Source organism: Flexibacter flexilis DSM 6793 (assembly GCF_900112255.1).
In the GTDB taxonomy this organism is placed as follows: domain Bacteria; phylum Bacteroidota; class Bacteroidia; order Cytophagales; family Flexibacteraceae; genus Flexibacter; species Flexibacter flexilis.
This window is the reverse complement of sequence record NZ_FOLE01000010.1, coordinates 60,099-79,693: the sequence shown is the minus strand read 5'-3', so window position 1 is coordinate 79,693 and position 19,595 is coordinate 60,099. Positions and strand designations below refer to the sequence as shown.

The window sequence follows — 19,595 nt, the reverse complement described above, 5'->3', positions numbered from 1 at the left end:
TTTACATAATTAAAATGTTTATACAACAAATTTTGAGTAAAATAAAACTGCCGTGCAGTTTCCCACACGGCAGCCCAATAAAGCATTGTTTTTATTTGCCGATAGCCGCTACTTTTGGTTGCAACTTGGCTTCTACGTTGCGTAAACGCACTTCAAAATCATTGCGGAGCGACTGAATCGTTTGCTGACTTTCTTGCAAACGCATTTCCAGTTCCTGTATTTTGGCGGCCTGTTGGTCTTTCACTTTGGCCAACTCCTGCACGGCGGCCACATTCAGCACCGACAAACGGTCGTAATCCACGATACGAAAATCGTTCACTTCTTTTCCGTACACAAAAATCTGATTTACAGCTTTTTCCCAATCTTTCACCACAAACGAATTGCCGTTTACTTCTGCCACCGTTGCCATTTGCTCGCCACCTTCTTGCGTGATAAGTTTTACTTTATCGCCTGCGTTAAGTTCTGGTGTTTTGGCCAAAGTAACTGTTAGGCGGCGTGTCTGTGGGTCGTATTGCACGGTTTTAGACAAAGCATAAACATTTGGAATAGTGTTGGTTTGCTTAGAAACAGCTTGCGGATAAACAGCTTCTAACTCTTGGGCAATCACACCTTTAACAGCCATGTTTCCAGCATTCAGCGAGTCTTTGAAGCGATAATCCGTAATGCGAATGTTACGAAGCGTTGCCAAATCTTGTGCCGTATTACTTAGCCCTACCACATCTTTGATGCGGCGATCTGAAGTTGTATAAAATCCACCATTAGAACCCGCACCCAAAGAAAGAAATGCACCTGTCGCACGTACTGAAACAGCAGCCGAAACAGAAGAGGCTCCTGTTAATGTAGAAGTATTACTTGTACTCGAATTAAAATAAAGTGCAGATAATGGTCCAAAAGCAGTGGTGCCGCTCACATCTAATGGACAAATAGGGCTAGTTGTACCAACACCCAAATTCCCTGCGCCAGAAATAGTTACTCTATTCGCACCATTTGTTCCAAAATACATTGGTAAATTTTCATATGATATAATATTGGCAGCTGCACCATTGATACTAATGGCCAAACCATCAGCACCAGAAGTGCCAGTAACCGTACCCGCTGTTAGCCGCAAATCTCCTTGCGAGCTACCAGGATCATTGATATGCAAAAAGGCCGTAGGGGTAGAAATTCCAATCCCTACTTTGCCGCTATAATTCACAAAGATACCTTCGGGGTCATTATCTCCCGTAATCCAATGATTATCGGTAATCAAATTGCTGGTCATTAAATGGTTACCCAAATTATCACCCGAAATATTAGCCCAAGAAAGTGTACCTGTACCATCTGTTTTTAAAAATTGGCCGTTTGTGCCCCTATTCGCAGGAAAAGTATTAGAAGCTGAGCCGTCTTGCACATTATAGCTAAGTGTACCTGCTATATCAGTTTTGATTGTAGCATTGTTACCAATTCGTGTCATGTCGTTGGAAGTAATATTGGCATCACCAATTCCATAACCAATGGCAATAACATTAGACCTATCCGTACTAATAGTGATTTGACTACCAAGCGCAACCACCCTACTATGATTTCCATTTATCAGAGCAGACTCGCCCACCACTACATTTTGAGAACCTGTCGTGTTAGCAAATAAAGCGGAGCTACCCACAACAGTATTATATGTACCCGTAGAATTCGTCATCAAGGCTTGATTACCTAGAGCGGTGTTATAGGTACCCGTAGTATTATTAAACAATGCTTGATTACCGACAGCCGTATTATAACTCGCAGTGCTTTGATATAATGCTCGGTTACCCACTGCCGTATTATAAGATGTACCAGTATTATACATCAGCGTTTGGTAGCCATAAGCCGTATTATTTTTACCAGTAGTATTCAAGTACATCGCAGATTCACCTGCTACCGTATTGGACGAACCCGTTGTATTATTATATAATGTATTAGCACCCAAAGACGTATTGCTGCTACCAGATGTATTTCCAAATAAAGCAACAGAACCAACAGCAGTGTTATGATTACCGCCATCATTTCCATACATTGTATTAAAACCATACGCCGTATTATTGTTACCAGACGTTGTATTTTCTAAGGTCTGATGCCCAATCCCCGTATTATTTAAGCCTGTAGTTTGAGCTTTTCCTGCTCTATAGCCCAAAAATACACTATTGTTTGTAGAAGAGTTGGCGATAAAACCTGACTGGTTACCATTAATTTTAAACGTCAGAGAAACATCATCCGTTGTACCAATAAAATCGGAAGCCGTAGTCCCCGCATTACCCGAAAGTCCCCAGCCGCTACCAGCTCCCGCATTTGTCCAATACAACAAACCATCTCCATCAGTGGCAAGTACTTGACCATTAGAACCTCTATCCGCGGGAAAAGTATTAGACACAGCACTTTGAGCATTATAAGTAAGTCTGCCCGCTATATCTGTTTGAGAGATACTGCTATTACCAATTCGCGTCATATTATCTGAGGTAATATGACCATCATTAATCCCATAACCAATGGCAATAATATTTGACCTATTGGTGCTAATATCTATTTCAGTGCCAATCGCTGTAACTCTATTATGATTCCCATTGGTCATCGACGATGCCCCTACTACTACATTTTGGCGGCCTGTTGTATTATTAAGTAATGCTTGATTACCAATAGCCACAGAGTTTGTACCTGTTGTATTATTAAACATGGCCTGAGTACCTATCGCCGTATTATAATTACTGGTATTTTGAAATAAAGCCATACTACCCATAGCGGTATTATTAATACCAAAAGTATTGTACTCCAACGCATCGGCACCGTATGCACTATTGTTTGTACCATTTGTATTGGAATAAAGGGCATAATAACCACTGGCTGTATTTGATTCGCCGTAATCATTACTATATAGAGAGAATGCCCCAACCGCAGTGTTTGAATTACCCGATATATTTGAATACAAAGCCACCGTACCAACCGCCGTATTGCTCGTACCGTTTTGATTCCCATACATTGCTTCAAAACCTTGTGCGGTATTATTTATACCAGACGTTGTGTTTTTTAAAGTATGAAAGCCAATACCCGTGTTATTAAAACCTGTCGTTTGTGACTTACCCGCATCAATCCCCCAAAATACATTATTATTACTTAAAGAATCTGCAATATACCCAGCTTGTTTCCCGCCTATTTTAAATCTCAAAGCAACATTGTCTGTTGTACCCAAAAAATCAGACGCCGTCGTACCTGCATTACCAGTCAGGCTCCAACCGCTACCAGTTCCAGCCGTTGCCCACGACAAATTGCCGCTGCCATCATTTTGCAAAAATGTTCCTGCTCCGCCTTGCACGTTCGGAAAACTTGTCGTTACGCCTCTGATAGCCAAGATATTGCCTGCATCATCGACCTGAAAGCCATTAAAACCAACCGACAACATAGAGGCGGGCGAAGACGACCCAATCCCCACGCGGCCATCGCCACGTATGCGCATTAGCTCAAAACTAGAAGTCGCATCTTGTGCCGCATAAAATACATGGCTGTTGCTCATGGCTGGCACTTGATAGCGCAACACGCCCGAATTAATACCAAAACCAGAGTATTCATGGTCATTAGTATTATAATTATACAATACTAATTTTCGGTTAATAATAGCATTATCTAATTCCACACTACCATTGCCTTTTAGTGTAAACAATGGACTTGTACCTGCGTAAAAACGAAACTGTTTAGAGTTGTCTGGAATAGTCAGCCAAAATTCACCAGAACCAACCCCTAGCGCAATATCGGTAGCAGTAGCACTTAAAGCATCAAAAAATACAATTTTTGTACCTGCACTTCTTGTATTGAACGTAGGTGGAGCTATACCATTATCATTATACATAATGCGATTAGAAAAGCTACCTCCCATCTCTAAAAGGCCATAGTTATTAATCATAATACCATCAACGGCCAAATTGTTGCCCACACGACCATTGCCCGAAATCCAGAAATCAGCCGATTGTGCCGAAGCAAATTGATTCTGGATACCAGCACCTCCCGCGCCAACATCCGACCAATTAGCCCCGTTCCAATACTGCATTTTAGCCAGTGTACTATTATAGATAACCATCCCTTCTTCTGCCGCACCAAGCCCCATCGCATCGCGTTGGGCAGTGGTCAAGCGTGGCATGAGCAAACCTTTATTATTGGAAACAAGCTCCAGAATCGCTTTATCATTAGGCGTTGTAGTACCTATCCCTACTTGTGCCACCGCCACTTGTGTCAATACACCCCAACCAATTAGTAGTAAAATTCTTTTGAACATAAATATTACGCTTAAAACAATCAAAATCTTATATATTGTTCTTTTTTATATGCGAGAAAAATAGATAAGAGCCTATATTATAGCGCAATTTATAAAGAAAAAGAAAGTTTTAATTAAAAAATCAAACATTTTTTATAAATAGAAGAAGAAAATACAACAAATAATCGCTATTTTGAATTTTTTTATATATAAAATGTTATAAAGCCATCACCAAAAATTAAATAGCTATATGAAAACGACACTTATCATTGGCGCAAGCACCAGCCCCGACAAATACGCCTACAAAGCCGCCCAAATGCTTCATTCACATGGCCATGCGCTTACTTTGGTGGGCAGAGACACGGGCGAGTTACTGGGCGAGCCTATCCAAAATGCAATTCCAACAGATACTGAAATAGACACGGTTACGCTTTACATTTCGCCAAAACGCCAACCCGAATATTACGATGCTATCGCGGCACTCAAGCCCAAACGCGTGATTTTTAACCCTGGCACCGAAAACCCAGATTTTGAACAAAAATTAGAAGCACAAGGCATTGAGGCGGCAGAAGCCTGTACACTTGTATTGCTTTCTACGCATCAGTATTAACTTTGCAGCGAAATTGTTCCGTTTTTACTCAACACATTGTTTGGCATTACATGAAATCTTCGCCCCCTTCCAACCTACCCCAACATCTGACGCGCGATTGGCAATCGCTTTGGCAATCAAGCCTTTATATGCAAATTCCTGTGGCACTGTGGCGTTTGCCCAACAGCACCGAAAAACATTTTATTGCCCAACGAACGGGAGCAACCAAGCAATGTTATCCGAATTTGGCCGAACTGAAAAGCGGCTTTGTGGTGAGTCCGTTTCATAATCCTGAGCTACAACAGACTTATTTTATTGAATCGCAAATACATCTTTCCTCGTTGCGCGGTTGCTTGCAGGGTGAGGCACTGTTAGAGGCTTGGATTTCGGAAATAAACAGCACCGACACCAGTGGTGCACTTCTTCCACAATTCACAGAAAATCAAGATTTTAGCAACAAGAATTGCCGACAAAAACATCTTGATTTGGTAACCAAAGGCGTGCAAGCCATACAAGCAGGCGCATTTGAAAAAGTGGTTTTATCGCGGCAAAAATTCATTGATTTACCCGAAAACTATGATGTGTTGACCTTGTTCGAGGAACTTTCGCAAGCCTACCCGAACGCGTTTATTTCGTTATTTTCGCTGCCGTCGGTGGGTGTTTGGCTCAGTGCAACGCCAGAAACACTCATTAGCACCAACGAAAACACGCATACGTTCCGCACGGTAGCCTTAGCAGGCACGCAAGCGCGCCACGACAAACCCTTGAGCCAAACTTCTTGGACACAAAAAGAAATAGAAGAACAGGCTTTGGTTTGTCGGTATATTGTGGGTTGTTTCAAAAAAATACGCCTGCGCGAATACACCGAAACAGGGCCTCGCACGGTTCCTGCGGGCAATTTGCTGCATTTGCGCAGTGATTTTGAGGTAGATATGCTCGACACGAATTTCCCGACATTAGGTACTACCATGCTCGAACTGCTGCACCCGACTTCAGCGGTTTGCGGAATGCCCAAAATCCCCGCCACAGCTTTTATTTTGGAAAACGAAGGCTACAATCGCGGCTTTTATAGCGGCTTTTTAGGACCTGTAAATTTTGAAGGTCAAAGTGAAATTTTTGTGCATTTGCGATGTATGCAATTATTTGAACAAAAAGCCGTTTTGTACGCAGGTGGCGGCGTTACAGCCGACTCCGACCCAGAGCGCGAATGGCAAGAAACGGAACTAAAGTGCCAAACTTTAGGCAAAGTGATAGAAAAAACCTTCTGATAAGCCCCAAGCCTCCAAAACACGGAGGCTTTTTTATTTTTTCGGATGTTTGTATATCAAAATCTCACATTTAAGAGGTATTTTTTTGCAATTCAGCAAAAAAATATTGTATATAAATACAGTTCTGCTTATGTTGGCGTTTATTTTCTATTTAATAAAAATTAACTCTAACTATACAAACATAATTCTCGGCCTGATTTTTGCAACAAAAACCCCAAGAATTATAAATTTACATCGTCAATGCAAAGAAAAATCTTACTTATTAAATTTTTATTTGGTCTTGGGCTGTTCCTGCTGGTGGCTGCTTTGCCGAGCTGGGCACAAAAAACCGTTATCAATGGCCGCGTAACCGATGCCACCTCAGGAGACCCGCTTCCGTTTGTGAGTGTCTATTTTAAAGGAACGACCGTCGGGGTGAATACGGATTTTGAAGGCTATTACAGTATTAGCACCGAAAAGCCACTGGACTCGCTGCACGTTTCGTATATTGGTTATAATCCACGTGCAAAGAAAATCCAGAAAGGCATTACACAAACCATTAACTTTCAGTTGATGACGGCAGCCATTAGCTTGCAAGAAGTGGTGGTAAGACCTGGCGAAAACCCCGCTTGGCCAATTATGCGTCAAGTAATCGCCCACAAAGATGCCAACGACAAGCGCAACCTGACGGCCTACGAATACGAAAGCTACAACAAAACAGAAGTTGATATTGACAATATTTCGGAAAAATTCCGTAAAAAAAGAGTAATGCGTAAAATTTTGACCGTACTCGACAGCCTCGAACAAATTGCAGGCGAAGACGGCAAACCCGTTTTACCATTTTTTATTTCCGAATCCATTTCTAATTTTTATCACCGCAACAACCCAAGCGTAAACCGCGAGGAAATCCTGAAAACAAAAGTGACTGGCGTGGGTCTAGATGACGGTTCGTTGGTGGCGCAAATCGTGGGCTCTTCTTTCCAAGAATATAATTTTTATAAAAATTGGCTCACGATTCTAGAAAAAGACTTCGTGTCACCGATTGCCGACGGCTGGAAATTTTATTACGAATACGACCTAAAAGACAGTTCTTTTGTAGGTGAAGATTGGTGTTATCGTATTGAAGTTACGCCAAAACGTCCGCAGGATTTGGCCTTTAATGGCACTATCTGGATTACGGCTAAAGACTTCGCTCTCAAGCAAGTAAACTTGGCCATTAGCAAAAGTGCCAACATCAACTACATTGAACGCATCACGATACATCAGGAATTGGGCAGAACTGCCGCAGGGCCTTGGTTGCCGATCAAAAACCGCGTGATGATTGACATTGCCGAAATTTCGGACAGTTGGGCGGGTATGCTCGTGAAGTTTTATACTTCCAACAAAAAAATAGTAGTTAATAATCCTAAACCGCCGCTTTTCTACGAAAAACCCATCGAAGTGGCCGAAGATGCACGCATAACCGACAATAATTATTGGGAAACCAATCGCCACGATACCCTGACCCAACAGGAAAAGAATGTTTATAAAATGATAGATACTATCCGTAACATTCCAGTCGTAAAAACCTATATCGAAATTGCCAACATCGCCGTAAACGGTTATAAACGTGTGGGCAAAGTCGATATTGGGCCATATCTTTACACTTACGCATTCAACAATGTAGAAGGTCACCGTTTCCGCGCAGGCCTGAAAACCAACATAGATTTTAGTCGCAAATGGATTTTGAAAGGTTATTTGGCCTACGGCACGCGCGACGGACGTTTCAAATACAACGGTTCGGCGGATTACATTCTTTCGCGCAAACGCTGGGCAACGACGGGCATCGAGCATTTCTACGAACTGGAACAATTGGCCTTGATAGACAACAGCTTGGCAACCAACAGTTTGTTTTTTGCATTCACGCGTTTTGGTGACCTGACGCGCAGCCGCCCGTTCATGCAACGCCAAACCAGTGCGTACATCCAAACTGAAATACGCAAAGGACTTTCTCAAAAACTCACGTTCCGTAATCGTACTTTCGACCCTATAGACCGTTTGTATAAATTTGCGTATTACGAAAATCCCAACGACAAAGACTCTCCGATTCATCGTTCGTTTACATCTTCCGAAATCACTTGGGAAACGCGCTACGCCCGCGATGAAATTTTCTTACAAAATGAAAATGAGCGCATTAGCTTAGGTGCAGACAAATGGCCGATTTTTACATTCCGCTATACATTGGGGCTTAAAGGTGTGATGAACAGCGATTTTGAGTATCATAAATTCTCGGCTACGGTGATTCAGTACCTCAAATTAGGACTTTTGGGGCGCGGACGCTATGCCATCGATGCAGGTTATATTCCTTCTACTGTGCCATATCCGTTTTTACGTGCGCACTTAGGCAACCAAACGCCGTTTTTCAATGCTTCGTCGTTTAACTTAATGAATTACTTTGAGTTTGCCAGCGACAAATACGTGACATTGAATTACCAACATACGTTTGAAGGCTTGTTCCTGAACAGTATCCCTCTGATTCGTAAGCTGAAATGGCGTTTTGTAGGACATGCCAGCGTATTGTATGGCGGTGTGAGCAAACGCAACCAAAACATTATCCCCGATTCGGCCAACGGCGAGGCGATACAGTCTTTCAGAGCCTTGTCGCCGCATAAACCTTATGCAGAGTTTGGTTATGGGGTAGAAAATATTTTCAAATTGCTACGTGTGGACTTTATTCACAGAATCGCTTATCTGAACAATCCAGATGTACGCAAATTTGGTGTAAAAGTTTCATTACAATTCAAATTATAAACGCTACTTTTGGGGGCTTTTTCGACAACGGAAAAGCCCTTTTTCTTGCGATTTTTTTTGTATGAAGAAATATTTTTTTGCTTTAAGTCTTGCCTTTATTGGTACTTTATATGCTTGTGGTTCGGCAGAAAACGAATCTACTCAACAAACCGATTCTCTCCCAACCGACACGGCGCATGTAACTTTGGCCGACACCATTGCGCCAGAGGCGACACCCGAATCGGATACGATAGCCGCTCCAGCTTTCACGGAATATGACTATATCGCCGAATTTCTTTCGGGAATGTTACGGGACACATTAAGCAGCCCGTTGGCGCACCTTTCGCAGCACGAAGCATGGCTCAATTACGCACAACGCAGCAATACGGCTTGGCAAAAAATGCACGCCAGTCGCCTCGACTCGGTGAATGTTTGGCGCGAAAAAACCATTCAACCGCTACAAAGCCAGCAACCCGAAACGGTTTTTTATCCGTTCAGTGGCCCCGATTTTTTGCACGCTTTTACGTTTTTCCCTGAAGCTGACCGCTACTTACTCATTGGTCTTGAGCCTGTTGGCCAAAAACCAAGCCTTACGCAACTCGAAGCCGACAGCAACTACCATTATTTGCAACAGACTTCTCAGGCTCTGAGTACGATTATTCGCGGCGGCTATTTCATTACTTTCGATATGCGCGAACATTTCAAGCCCGAAAAACTCAACGGCGTGTTGCCTTTGCTCTATATTTTCTTGGCGCGAACAGGTCAGCGTATTCAATCCGTTAATTTCGTGGGAATACAAGCTGATGGCCAATATATTACGCTACCCGACGGCAACGCGCAAGAAGGCGTTAAAACTTATGGTGTAGAAATTGAATTTTGGAATAAAGCCAGCAAGAAACTATCCAAATTGGTGTATTTTTCGCAAGACATGGCCAACTGGAAGTACAAAGAGGCAAACGGCCTTTATGTTTATTTGAAGAATAATTTAAACACACAGGAAACTGTTACTTACTTAAAATCAGCCTCTTACCTGATGCACCAAAACGGTTTTAGCAATATTCGCCAAACGGTTTTTGATAAATCTGCGCTGATTTTGCAAGACGATACGGGCATTGCCTACCGCTTTTTTGACAAAAACATGTGGGACATCCACTTGTACGGCGGCTATGGTATCCCAATTCCGCCGTTTACCAACCTTTTTGAGCAAGATTTGGACAGCGCGTACCGCAACCAAACGCCTTCGCCCCTCCCCTTTACGCTGGGCTATCAGTGGGGCAAAAAAGGCCGTACCAGTATGCTTTGTGCGGTGAGGAAATAACCTCCATCAAGCAAATGATTCCAACAATATAATTCTACTCAGTCTGTTGCTTTCGCTTATAAAGTTGCTCTAACAAAATGCCGCATAGCTGCTTAAACTGCAGATGTAGCTGTGAAAATTCCGCTTCGTTAAATGTAGGCTCTGCAGCCAAACCCCTCGATTTCTTTAATAAATCAACGCAAATATTTGCATCATCAATACCCGCAATAGCCATAATAGGTCTGATGTTATGCGTCCAATTGCTCAGCTTTGAGGTGTCGTTTGCTCTTACTGCTCGTTCAAAATTACTGGACAGCTCCTCAAAATAATGCAAATACATATCCAAACATTTTGATTCTTCCTCCAAATTACCTTTGCAGGCAAAGAGCATTTTATTGAAGTCAATTTTAATGTCTTTAATTTCTGATGGCATAGTTGTAGTAGTGTTCGTAGTTGTAGTAGTTTTTCTCTTAATCCATTTATAAATAAGATTATAGAGTTGATGAGCATCAAATGGTTTTGCTAAATAATCATCTATTCCATTTTCGTGCAAATAATCAGTAGTGTTTGGTAAAGTGGCGGCGGTTAGGGCTATAATTGGCAATGTAGATGATATTGCCGAATTATCCCTGATACGTTTAGTCGTTTCTATTCCATCCATGACAGGCATTTGCAAATCCATCAGCACCATATCATACGTTCCTTTATCCAGCCAATCCAGAACCTCCTCTCCATTGATAGCAATATCATATTGTACAGACCATTCATTGAGGAAATTACAAATCACATAACGATTTATCTCATTGTCTTCAGCTACCAGCAAGCGTACTTCGGACAAAGGCGCAAAACTCGTTTTATTATTGTGAAAAATATTGTTATCACTAATTGAATTACTATTACTTTTAGGTAATATTATATCAAAAGAAAAAACAGAGCCTTCCCCTTCTTTGCTCGTTACAGAGATGTCGCTCCCCATCAAATTTAAGAGTCTTTTTACGATAGCCAGCCCCAGCCCTGTACCACCAAACCGCCTCGAAGTATTATTTTCGGCTTGCGTAAACACATCAAAAATTTTGTCTAAATTCTGAGAGGCAATCCCAATGCCCGTATCGGCAACTTCTACTTTTATACAAACATTTTCTTTTGTCTCAGCCTGCATTCGCGTACAAATACGCACATTTCCATGCGGCGTGAATTTTATCGCATTATTCAGTAAATTACTGATTATCTGAACAATACGAAGGCTATCTCCTAGCAAATTTTTAGGAATATTCGTATCAAAGGACGTAAATAAAACAATGTTTTTTTCTTGTGCTCTAAATGTAAATGTTTGGGCAATTTCTCTTACAAGTGAATTAAAATTAAAATTGTGTGTGTCTAATGTAACTTTATTGGATTCTATCTTATTAAAATCTAATATATCATTGATCAGCGTAAGCAAATGTTGCGCTGAAAAGCGTAAAGTTTTGACCGTTCGGGTATATTGTTCTGGATTAAGTGCATGATTACTATCCAATAAATTGATGGCACCAACTACACCATTGAGCGGCGTACGGATCTCGTGGCTTACCGATGCCAAAAACTGGTCTTTAATTTGGCTCAAAGCCAACGCTTTTTCTTTAGCCGCCAACAAGTCAGCTTCCATTTGTTTGCGCTCCGTAATATCTATAATACGAACCAGTTTAAATTTGTTGTGGCCTATAGAGATGGTACTCACCGCCGTACTTCCCCAAAACTTTCGCCCTGACGCTGTTTCGTATTCTAATTCCTGCAAAAAAACATCCGACTCATTCAGTACCTTTTCTATTTCTTTTTGGTTTTTTTTCAAACAAAATTCTGACGACAAAACGCTAATAGACATTCCTTTTATGTTTTTTTCAAACATTTTGGTGGCTCGCTGATTGCAGTCTAATATCATTTTCAATCCGTCTCCTACGATGATAAGTGCGTCCGAAGAACTTTCAAAAATTGCCTTTAATTTCGCTTCATTTTCTTCCAAACGCCTTTCCGATTCCTTACGGGTTGTAATGTCGCTGCCGATTAGATGAATCGCACATATTTGCTTAACCCGATTATAGACAGGCGCAACGCGTAATTTAATCCAAACTCTTTTAGATTGAGACAAATCCAAGCGTAATTCCTTCTGAGTGATATTCCCATTCAGTGCATCGTCAAACCATGTAGCCAATATATTGTACCCCTTGTGATGCCTAAAAGCACCTAAATCATCCTTCTTTTTTAGTTTTAAATTAAAATATTTATCGATTGTTTCTAAAGCCATATCATTAATGGCTTCAATGCTCATATCGGGTTTAATAATAATTTGCCCCTGCGCTGTATTATCAAAAATGCTCTTGTACGTATTGGTTATTTCTGAATATTTGGTTTTCGAAAAATTGAAATTATTTTGCACTTCTTTTGTATTCAACAAAATACGAAGCCGTTTTTTTCGCCTAACAGTATTTTTAAATTTGTAAGGGTTATGACGAAACGCCTCATTATTATTGGTATCAGACCAATAGAATGCTCGCCCAAAAGATGATTTGGGATTTATGTGGCTCGTTACGTTTGTCGCATCTAACGAAATGATGGCCTCCTCCTCCTTCTGAGGAAAAATAAAGGCCTTATTCTCTACAAGGGTTAATTGTTTTTGCCACCTTTCTAGGTGATCAGTATGCTCTTTTACCATCGTGCAAAGTATTTTTCGTAGTCTATACTGTGTTTGTTTTGTTGTGTTTTATTTTGCATCATCTGTTTTTTACAGTAAATAATACTAAAAAAAGCAAACAACACATGTTTTTTATTTTGCAACCTGATACTATCGTAAAACTGCTATTTTTTTTCTAAAAATCAAAGTTTTTTACTATATATTTTATATCAACTGATTCTGCTCCACAGCGTTGTATTTTTACTTAAAGAGTTGATATGATGCAAAATAGATTCGTGTTCGGGCTGCTCCAGTGCTGCATCTGTCTCCAAAATCTCTTCGGCACACACACGCGCATTTTGTAACACAATGGCATCTTTCGAGAGGTCGGCAATAAGCAAATCCAGCACGCCGCTTTGCTGCGTTCCCATCAAATCGCCCGGCCCGCGTAGCTGCAAATCCACGTCCGCAATCTCAAAACCGTTGTTGGTCTGCTCCATCGTTCGGATACGGATTTTGCTATCTTGACTCAACTTATAACCCGTCATCAAAATACAAAAAGATTGCTCCGCGCCGCGCCCCACGCGTCCGCGCAACTGGTGCAACTGCGAAAGCCCAAAGCGTTCGGCACTTTCTATCACCATCACCGAGGCGTTCGGCACGTTTACCCCCACTTCAATCACGGTCGTGGCCACCATTATTTGCGTTTCTTTATTGATAAAACGCTGCATTTCAAAATCTCGTTCGGGTGCTTTCATGCGGCCATGCACGATGCTTACTTGGTAGTCGGGTGCAGGAAATGCCCGCGCAATACTTTCGTATCCGTCTGTAAGATCTTTGTAATCAAGCTTTTCTGACTCATCAATCAACGGATAAACGACATAAACTTGGTGGCCTTTGGCTATTTCTTCTTTCATAAAACCAAACACGCGCAGGCGATCAGTGTCGTAGCGATGCACGGTTTTGATGGGCTTGCGGCCAGGCGGCAACTCATCAATCACCGACACATCCAAATCCCCGTACAAGGTCATGGCCAGCGTGCGCGGAATCGGCGTGGCCGTCATTACCAAAATATGCGGTGGCGTATGCGTATTTTTTTGCCAAAGTTTGGCACGTTGCGCCACGCCAAAACGGTGTTGTTCGTCTATCACGCACAGCCCCAACGTTTCAAATTGTACGCTGTCTTCGATGAGTGCGTGCGTTCCCACCAAAATTTTTAGTTCGCCCGCAGCCAATTGCTCTAATATTTGCGTGCGTTCTTTTTTCTTGGTCGAGCCTGTAAGTTTGGCCATTGGCAAGCCCAGCGCATCGGCAAAAGGTTTGAGACCGTTGTAATGCTGCTCGGCCAAAATCTCGGTCGGAGCCATCAGGCCAGCCTGTGTTTGGTTGTCGATGGCCATGAGCATACACACAAACGCCACGATGGTTTTGCCGCTTCCCACGTCGCCTTGTAGCAGTCGGTTCATTTGCTTGCCGCTGGTCATGTCTTTGTGTATTTCGCGGATAACGCGCTTTTGCGCACCCGTCAAATCAAAGGGCAAATGCGATTTGTAAAACTCATGCAACGAAGCCAATTTCCCAAACACAAATCCTTGGCTTACTGTTTTTTGTGTGGTTTTTTGTTTTAAAATTTTGAGTTGAATATAAAATAATTCCTCAAATTTTAGACGTGCTTTGGCCTGTTCAAGTTCTGTATTATTTTTAGGAAAATGAATTGCAATCATGGCCTTCATCTTGCTGCAAAGCCGTTGTTTTTCCATGACATATTGCGGCAACGTTTCGGGAATATGTTGGTAGCAGGCTTTGAGCAGATTTTGCATAATGCGCGTAAGCATTTTGCTATCCAAGCCGCGTTTTTTCATTTTTTCGGTCGTGTTATAAACAGGGTGGAGGTACGTGGGGCGGTTTTGTTGCTCGTTCCAAGGCTCAATATCTGGGTGCGGAATGTTAAATTTTGTCCCGTAAAGCGACGGTTTCCCGTACACGATGTATTGTTGTTCCTCGTGCAATATTTTTTCTATCCAACTAATACCCTTAAACCAAACCAGTTCCACCATGCCCGTATGGTCGTGGAGTGTGGCGGTCAGTCGGGCACTTTTTCCTTCGCCTAACTTGCTGATATTGCGCAAAATACCTTTGAGTTGTACGGCGGGCATTTCCTCGTTTATGCGCCCGATTTGATGAAAAACCGTGCGGTCTTCGTGCCGAAACGGATATTTTTGTAACAAATCCCCGAACGTAAACACGCCTAATTCGGTGTTGAGCAACGCCGCACGCTGCGCCCCAACGCCTTTCAAAAATTCTATTTTTGTATCAAAAAAATGCTGTGAAGCCATAGCCGACGGCAAAATTTTACTGAAAATTATATCCTAAAAATAAGGTTGGGCTTACCTAAAAAGTCTTCGATTTTCTTCCCAACTAATCCGAAATTTGTTCATATTTTCGCCCAAAAACAATTTATCTTTATTTTATGCAAAAAATATTTGTATTGTTATGTTTGGTTGTAATGTCAGTATCGTGTGGCGTGCTGTCCAATAGCTCCCAACAGCCAACTGAGAGCGGTAAAATCGAATATAAGCACCACAAACCCGCCTTCAAAATGGACTTTTACGGTGATTATCAATTCAATAAATTTACACTAAAAGACTTGCCAACTGCCGCCGATTATCGCGCTTTTTTGAAAAAAGATTTGCAAAAAAATAAAGGAAAAGCCGCTTTACGAGCTAATACATTTGTCGAACCATTTTTTCATTGCATGGGCATTTTGTACGCTAAACCTTTGCAAATGAAAAAGTTAAAAAATGAATTGCTTTCTGATAAAGATTTGCAGCTAACAAACCTAACGCAAGATAGCATTGTTTATAATACCACAGGCCAAACCATTTACAGTATTTCGTATATTATTTTGGACAAAAAAACAGCCACAAAATACGCTCATAGAGAATATTTTGTGGCTGCTGATACCAAAACTTTGCGCCTGATTTGGGTGGGTACGGAAGACAAAAACTGGAATCTTGAAAATGAAACGAAAGAAATTTTCCAAAGTTTTATTTGCTATAATTTCATGATAAACAGTTAGTTACTTAATCAATGACTCATTTCCAATAGTTCGCGCGCGTGGTCTAAACTCGCTGGCGAAGGCGGCTCACCGCTAATCATTTGTGCAATTTCGACGATTTGTTCACTTGGTTTTAATTGTCGGATTTTACTTACCGTTTTTTCGCCCGAATTATCTTTATACACATAATAATGTGCTTTGCCGCGTGCCGCAATTTGTGGCAAATGGGTAATGGCAATTATCTGATGTTTTTTGCCCATTTGCTGCATAATTCCGCCCACTTTAATGGCAATTTCGCCCGAAATTCCCGTATCAATTTCATCAAAAATAATGGTTGGTAGTGCGGTTTTTCCTGCCAAAATATATTTGATAAGCAGCATCAAACGGGAAAATTCACCGCCCGACGCCACATTTTTTAATTCCTGTGGCGCAACGCCTTTATTAGCTGAAAACAAGAACGTAACCATGTCCGCGCCGTTGGGCGTGAGGCTGGCGGCCACTTCCAATTTTATTTTGATAGTCGCGTTGGGCATTCCCACTTCCCTAAACAAATTTTTAAGTTCTGTTTCGATGGGTTCTATGGCTGCTGTGCGCGTTTCGGTGAGCGTTTGAGCGATGTTAATGGCTTGTTTCTGAAGTGTTTGTGTTTGCTTTTCGGCTTCGGAAATATCTTCGTCTAAGCTCAACAGCAGCCCTACTTTTTGTTCTAATTCGGCCTGAATGTCCAGCAGTTCTTTGGTGCTGTTCGCGCCGTGTTTCTTCTGCAAATGATAAATCAAATCCAAACGCTCCTGCACGAAAGCGATACGTTCGTTATCAACCTCAATGCTTTGTTCTTCGCCTTCTATTTCGTCGGCAATGTCGCGGGCTTCTGCAAAACAGGCTTGTAGGCGTTGGGCGAGTGTGCGATAATTCTCCGAAAAATGGCCGAGTTTGTCCAGAAGCTGCTGCACTATTTTTAGGCGCGGCACTACAGGAGCATCCTCACCTTCAGTGAGATAGGCGATGGCTTGCTGTAATTTGAGCTTGATGTCTTCGGCGTTTTCCAGCAAATTTTGTTCTTGCTCCAGCTCCGTCTGCTCGTTGGGCGCAAGTTTGGCGGCCAGTAGTTCATCCAACAAAAATTGATTGTAATCAGATTCTTTTTGGGCTTGCGCGGCTTGGTCGCGCAGCGATTTCAGACGTGTTTCTGCTTGTTTCCATGCCGTAAAAGTCTGGGTGTAAGCTTGTCGGTGTGCTTTGTTTTGGGCGTAATTGTCCACAATTCCGATTTGGAAAGCCGCCGAACCGAGTTGCAAAGTGTCGTGCTGGGAGTGAATGTCCATGAGTTGCGCCCCCACGCGGCGCAGCACGTCGAGGTTTACGGGGGTGTCATTGATAAAGGTGCGCGACTTGCCCGACGGTGATATTTCCCTGCGAATCAGGCAAGTATCATCGTAATCTATTTCGGCCTCTTCGAAAAGTTCGGCCATATCGTAGCCCGCTACTTCGAAAGTGCCTTCTATAATACATTTTTCAGTTTGGTCAAAAAGGGCTTTGGTGTCGGCGCGGTTGCCGAGCAGCAAGCCGATAGCTCCCAACATAATGGATTTACCTGCGCCTGTTTCGCCCGTAATGACATTGAGTTCGCGGTTGGGCATAAGCTCCAACTCTCTGATAAGCGCGTAATTTTTGATGAGCAAATGAGTAAGCATTGCGTTACAAAAAGGCTTTAAAATTTTGGGAATAAATTATAGCTCAAATGTACTCAATTTTTGTAATTCTTGTGGTAGAAGATCGCCTACAATGCGGTATTATTATATTAGCTTATCGAATAAATAGGCATAAGATTGAATGTTATAACAGTTATGTTAAGCAGAAAAGCGCAAAAATACAAGAAGTTAAAGAATAAATAGACAGAATATTACCTGCCTAAACGTCTCTTACGAAAGAGAAACTTTTGTCTTTAACCCTGAAAACTAAATAAGTATAATGCAGATTAGTATTATCTTGGTATTGCATTAGCACTTTATAATATATAATCTTACTTGAGCAATATAAGACCAAATACGATTTGTAAGAAGGTTTTTGAGGGTATTATCTTGCACAAAAATTAGCGAACAAAATTTAAAATCATTTTTTATGGCAGATGTTACCGTATTCAAGCAGCCTTATTGCGAAATAGTAGAACGCGAAAATGGAGTTCTCTACGCTAAATGGATGGGCTTTTTAAAACCTGACGAAGTACGCGCGGGTTGTGCATTTATGACAGATTTGATTAAAGAAAAAAGCTACAAAGTGCATTTGAGTGATCACCGCGATTTAAAAGTTTTGTCGAAAGACGTACAAGACTATTTGGTACTTGAATGGTTTCCAGAAGTAGAAAGCATTGGTATGGTGAAAGTTGCAGCGTTGGTTTCTCCTGACGTATTTGCAAAGGCAACCGTAGAAAAAGTAAATAATGAGGCGAAAGTCGGATTTTTATCAATTACAACATTTGGAAATGAAGAAGATTGTTTAAATTGGCTGCTCAATTAAGCTAATTTCAATCTTAATCCGTTTCATGACTCCAAAAACAAGCACAATTACTACTCAAATAGTAGAATACGGCTGGCGACAAGCTGAATGCTGGCATCAAGAATGTTGGTATGTAAGTACCTTAGACCCTTTGGGGATAGATCAAGCCATCAAAGAGTTGCCCACGCTTAACAAAAATAAAGACGTGGAAGGGATCGTAGCCCTCTTGCGGCGATACTTGCCTACACCCGATTTGGTTAATTTTTTCGATTTTCCCGAAATGTTAGCTTGTATGCGGGATATTGGCTTGTTTTTGGGGTCGCTTAAACGGCATGGCGTAGAGCCCGTGGAGAAAGTCCCAGAATTAGAACCCGTATTAGGGATTTTGGGCGAAAAAACAAACATGCCCCCACGTGATACACTTTTTCATTATACTATTTGGAATCCTTCGGGCGACAGATTGCGTACCTATACAGGCACACCTGACGAAATAGCCCTCATTCAAAGCGTACAAATGGCCATGCGCCCGCTTATTGAAAGTATCCACCATTTGGAAGAAATGCATGAGTCAGACCCCTTAGATGCTCAATTTGCTGAAATTGGACAAGCTGCTTCAGAAGCCTTTACGGGTGTTATTAGTGGGATTGTGCAAGCCAAACGCTATGTTTCTCCTCATTATTTTGCCCAAGAATTACGCTTATACTACGACCCAATTATTTGGAAAGGTGATTCTTATTACGGGCCAGGTGCCGTGGAAATGCCTATGTTTTTATTCGACCATTTGTTGTGGAGCTCAGAAATAACAGACTCAAAGTATGTAGAATTCAAAAAAGCATATCTTGCTTTTAATCAGCCATTTGTACGAGAATTATATGATAGGTTTGAAGGAAAACCATCTTTGCTTCAAAAAACAATTAGTGCATTAGAAACAACCAAAGACAATAGAGATTCGCAAGAGTATTTGTGTGCCAAAAATTCTGCTAAAATGCTATTGGGTGTGTGTAATATGCTCAAAAGCTTCCGTATGCCACATAAAAAAATAGCGGAAGAATCTTACAAAAGCCAGCATGCAGGCCAAAGCCAGCCGCCGCAAGAAGCGCAACGCTCACACGGCAGCGGCGGTTATACCATAGACATTCTGTCTCATGTATTAGCACTGAATGTTGCTTCTATTGACGCTTTGGAAGAAGCAATGAAATAATTATAAACAGGTATAAATAACAAAAAACAGACTGGT

11 protein-coding genes are annotated in these 19,595 nt (G+C 41.7%); 7 read left to right on the top strand and 4 right to left on the bottom strand.

Annotated elements, in window-relative coordinates; all coding sequences use genetic code 11:
- Positions 1-91 precede the first annotated feature (91 nt).
- On the bottom strand, positions 92-4,276 hold the full coding sequence (locus BM090_RS14950; RefSeq protein ID WP_091515143.1) for a tail fiber domain-containing protein: 4,185 nt from the start codon (positions 4,274-4,276) through the stop codon (positions 92-94).
- 229 nt (positions 4,277-4,505) lie between these two features.
- Here BM090_RS14950 and BM090_RS14945 point away from each other — a divergent pair, with 229 nt between their 5' ends.
- The 4 genes from BM090_RS14945 to BM090_RS14930 all read left to right on the top strand — a co-directional run bounded on the left by BM090_RS14945 (position 4,506) and on the right by BM090_RS14930 (position 10,178).
- A complete protein-coding gene (locus BM090_RS14945) occupies positions 4,506-4,865 on the top strand; it encodes a CoA-binding protein (RefSeq protein ID WP_091515140.1) in 360 nt (119 codons plus the stop codon).
- Positions 4,866-4,915: 50 nt separating this feature from the next.
- Entirely contained in the window at positions 4,916-6,112 is a 1,197-nt protein-coding gene (locus BM090_RS14940) for a chorismate-binding protein (protein ID WP_091515137.1), read from the top strand.
- A gap of 240 nt (positions 6,113-6,352) precedes the next feature.
- Positions 6,353-8,881, top strand: a complete 2,529-nt coding sequence (locus BM090_RS14935; protein WP_091515134.1) for a DUF5686 and carboxypeptidase-like regulatory domain-containing protein — start codon at positions 6,353-6,355, stop codon at positions 8,879-8,881.
- A gap of 61 nt (positions 8,882-8,942) precedes the next feature.
- Positions 8,943-10,178 carry a hypothetical protein gene (locus BM090_RS14930; RefSeq protein WP_091515132.1) on the top strand — a complete coding sequence of 412 codons (1,236 nt, stop codon included), beginning with the start codon at positions 8,943-8,945 and terminating at the stop codon, positions 10,176-10,178.
- A gap of 34 nt (positions 10,179-10,212) precedes the next feature.
- On the opposite strand, the gene BM090_RS14925 is transcribed toward BM090_RS14930, so the two are convergent.
- Both BM090_RS14925 and recG read right to left on the bottom strand, forming a co-directional pair.
- Positions 10,213-12,846, bottom strand: a complete 2,634-nt coding sequence (locus BM090_RS14925) for an ATP-binding protein (protein ID WP_091515129.1) — start codon at positions 12,844-12,846, stop codon at positions 10,213-10,215.
- A gap of 188 nt (positions 12,847-13,034) precedes the next feature.
- A complete protein-coding gene (gene recG / locus BM090_RS14920) occupies positions 13,035-15,140 on the bottom strand; it encodes an ATP-dependent DNA helicase RecG (RefSeq protein ID WP_091515125.1) in 2,106 nt (701 codons plus the stop codon).
- A gap of 134 nt (positions 15,141-15,274) precedes the next feature.
- Between recG and BM090_RS14915 the strand changes: the two genes are divergently transcribed.
- Positions 15,275-15,883 (top strand): hypothetical protein, encoded by a 609-nt coding sequence (locus BM090_RS14915; protein ID WP_091515122.1) that lies wholly within the window; start codon positions 15,275-15,277, stop codon positions 15,881-15,883.
- 8 nt (positions 15,884-15,891) lie between these two features.
- Here the strand turns inward: BM090_RS14915 and recN are convergent, their stop codons facing one another.
- Positions 15,892-17,556: a DNA repair protein RecN gene (gene recN / locus BM090_RS14910; RefSeq protein WP_091515119.1), complete on the bottom strand. Its 1,665-nt coding sequence runs from the start codon at positions 17,554-17,556 to the stop codon at positions 15,892-15,894.
- 427 nt (positions 17,557-17,983) lie between these two features.
- Here recN and BM090_RS14905 point away from each other — a divergent pair, with 427 nt between their 5' ends.
- Positions 17,984-18,379 carry a hypothetical protein gene (locus BM090_RS14905; protein WP_091515115.1) on the top strand — a complete coding sequence of 132 codons (396 nt, stop codon included), beginning with the start codon at positions 17,984-17,986 and terminating at the stop codon, positions 18,377-18,379.
- A 25-nt stretch (positions 18,380-18,404) separates the two neighbouring features.
- Positions 18,405-19,559 carry a monodechloroaminopyrrolnitrin synthase PrnB family protein gene (locus BM090_RS14900; protein ID WP_091515112.1) on the top strand — a complete coding sequence of 385 codons (1,155 nt, stop codon included), beginning with the start codon at positions 18,405-18,407 and terminating at the stop codon, positions 19,557-19,559.
- Positions 19,560-19,595: the final 36 nt, after the last annotated feature.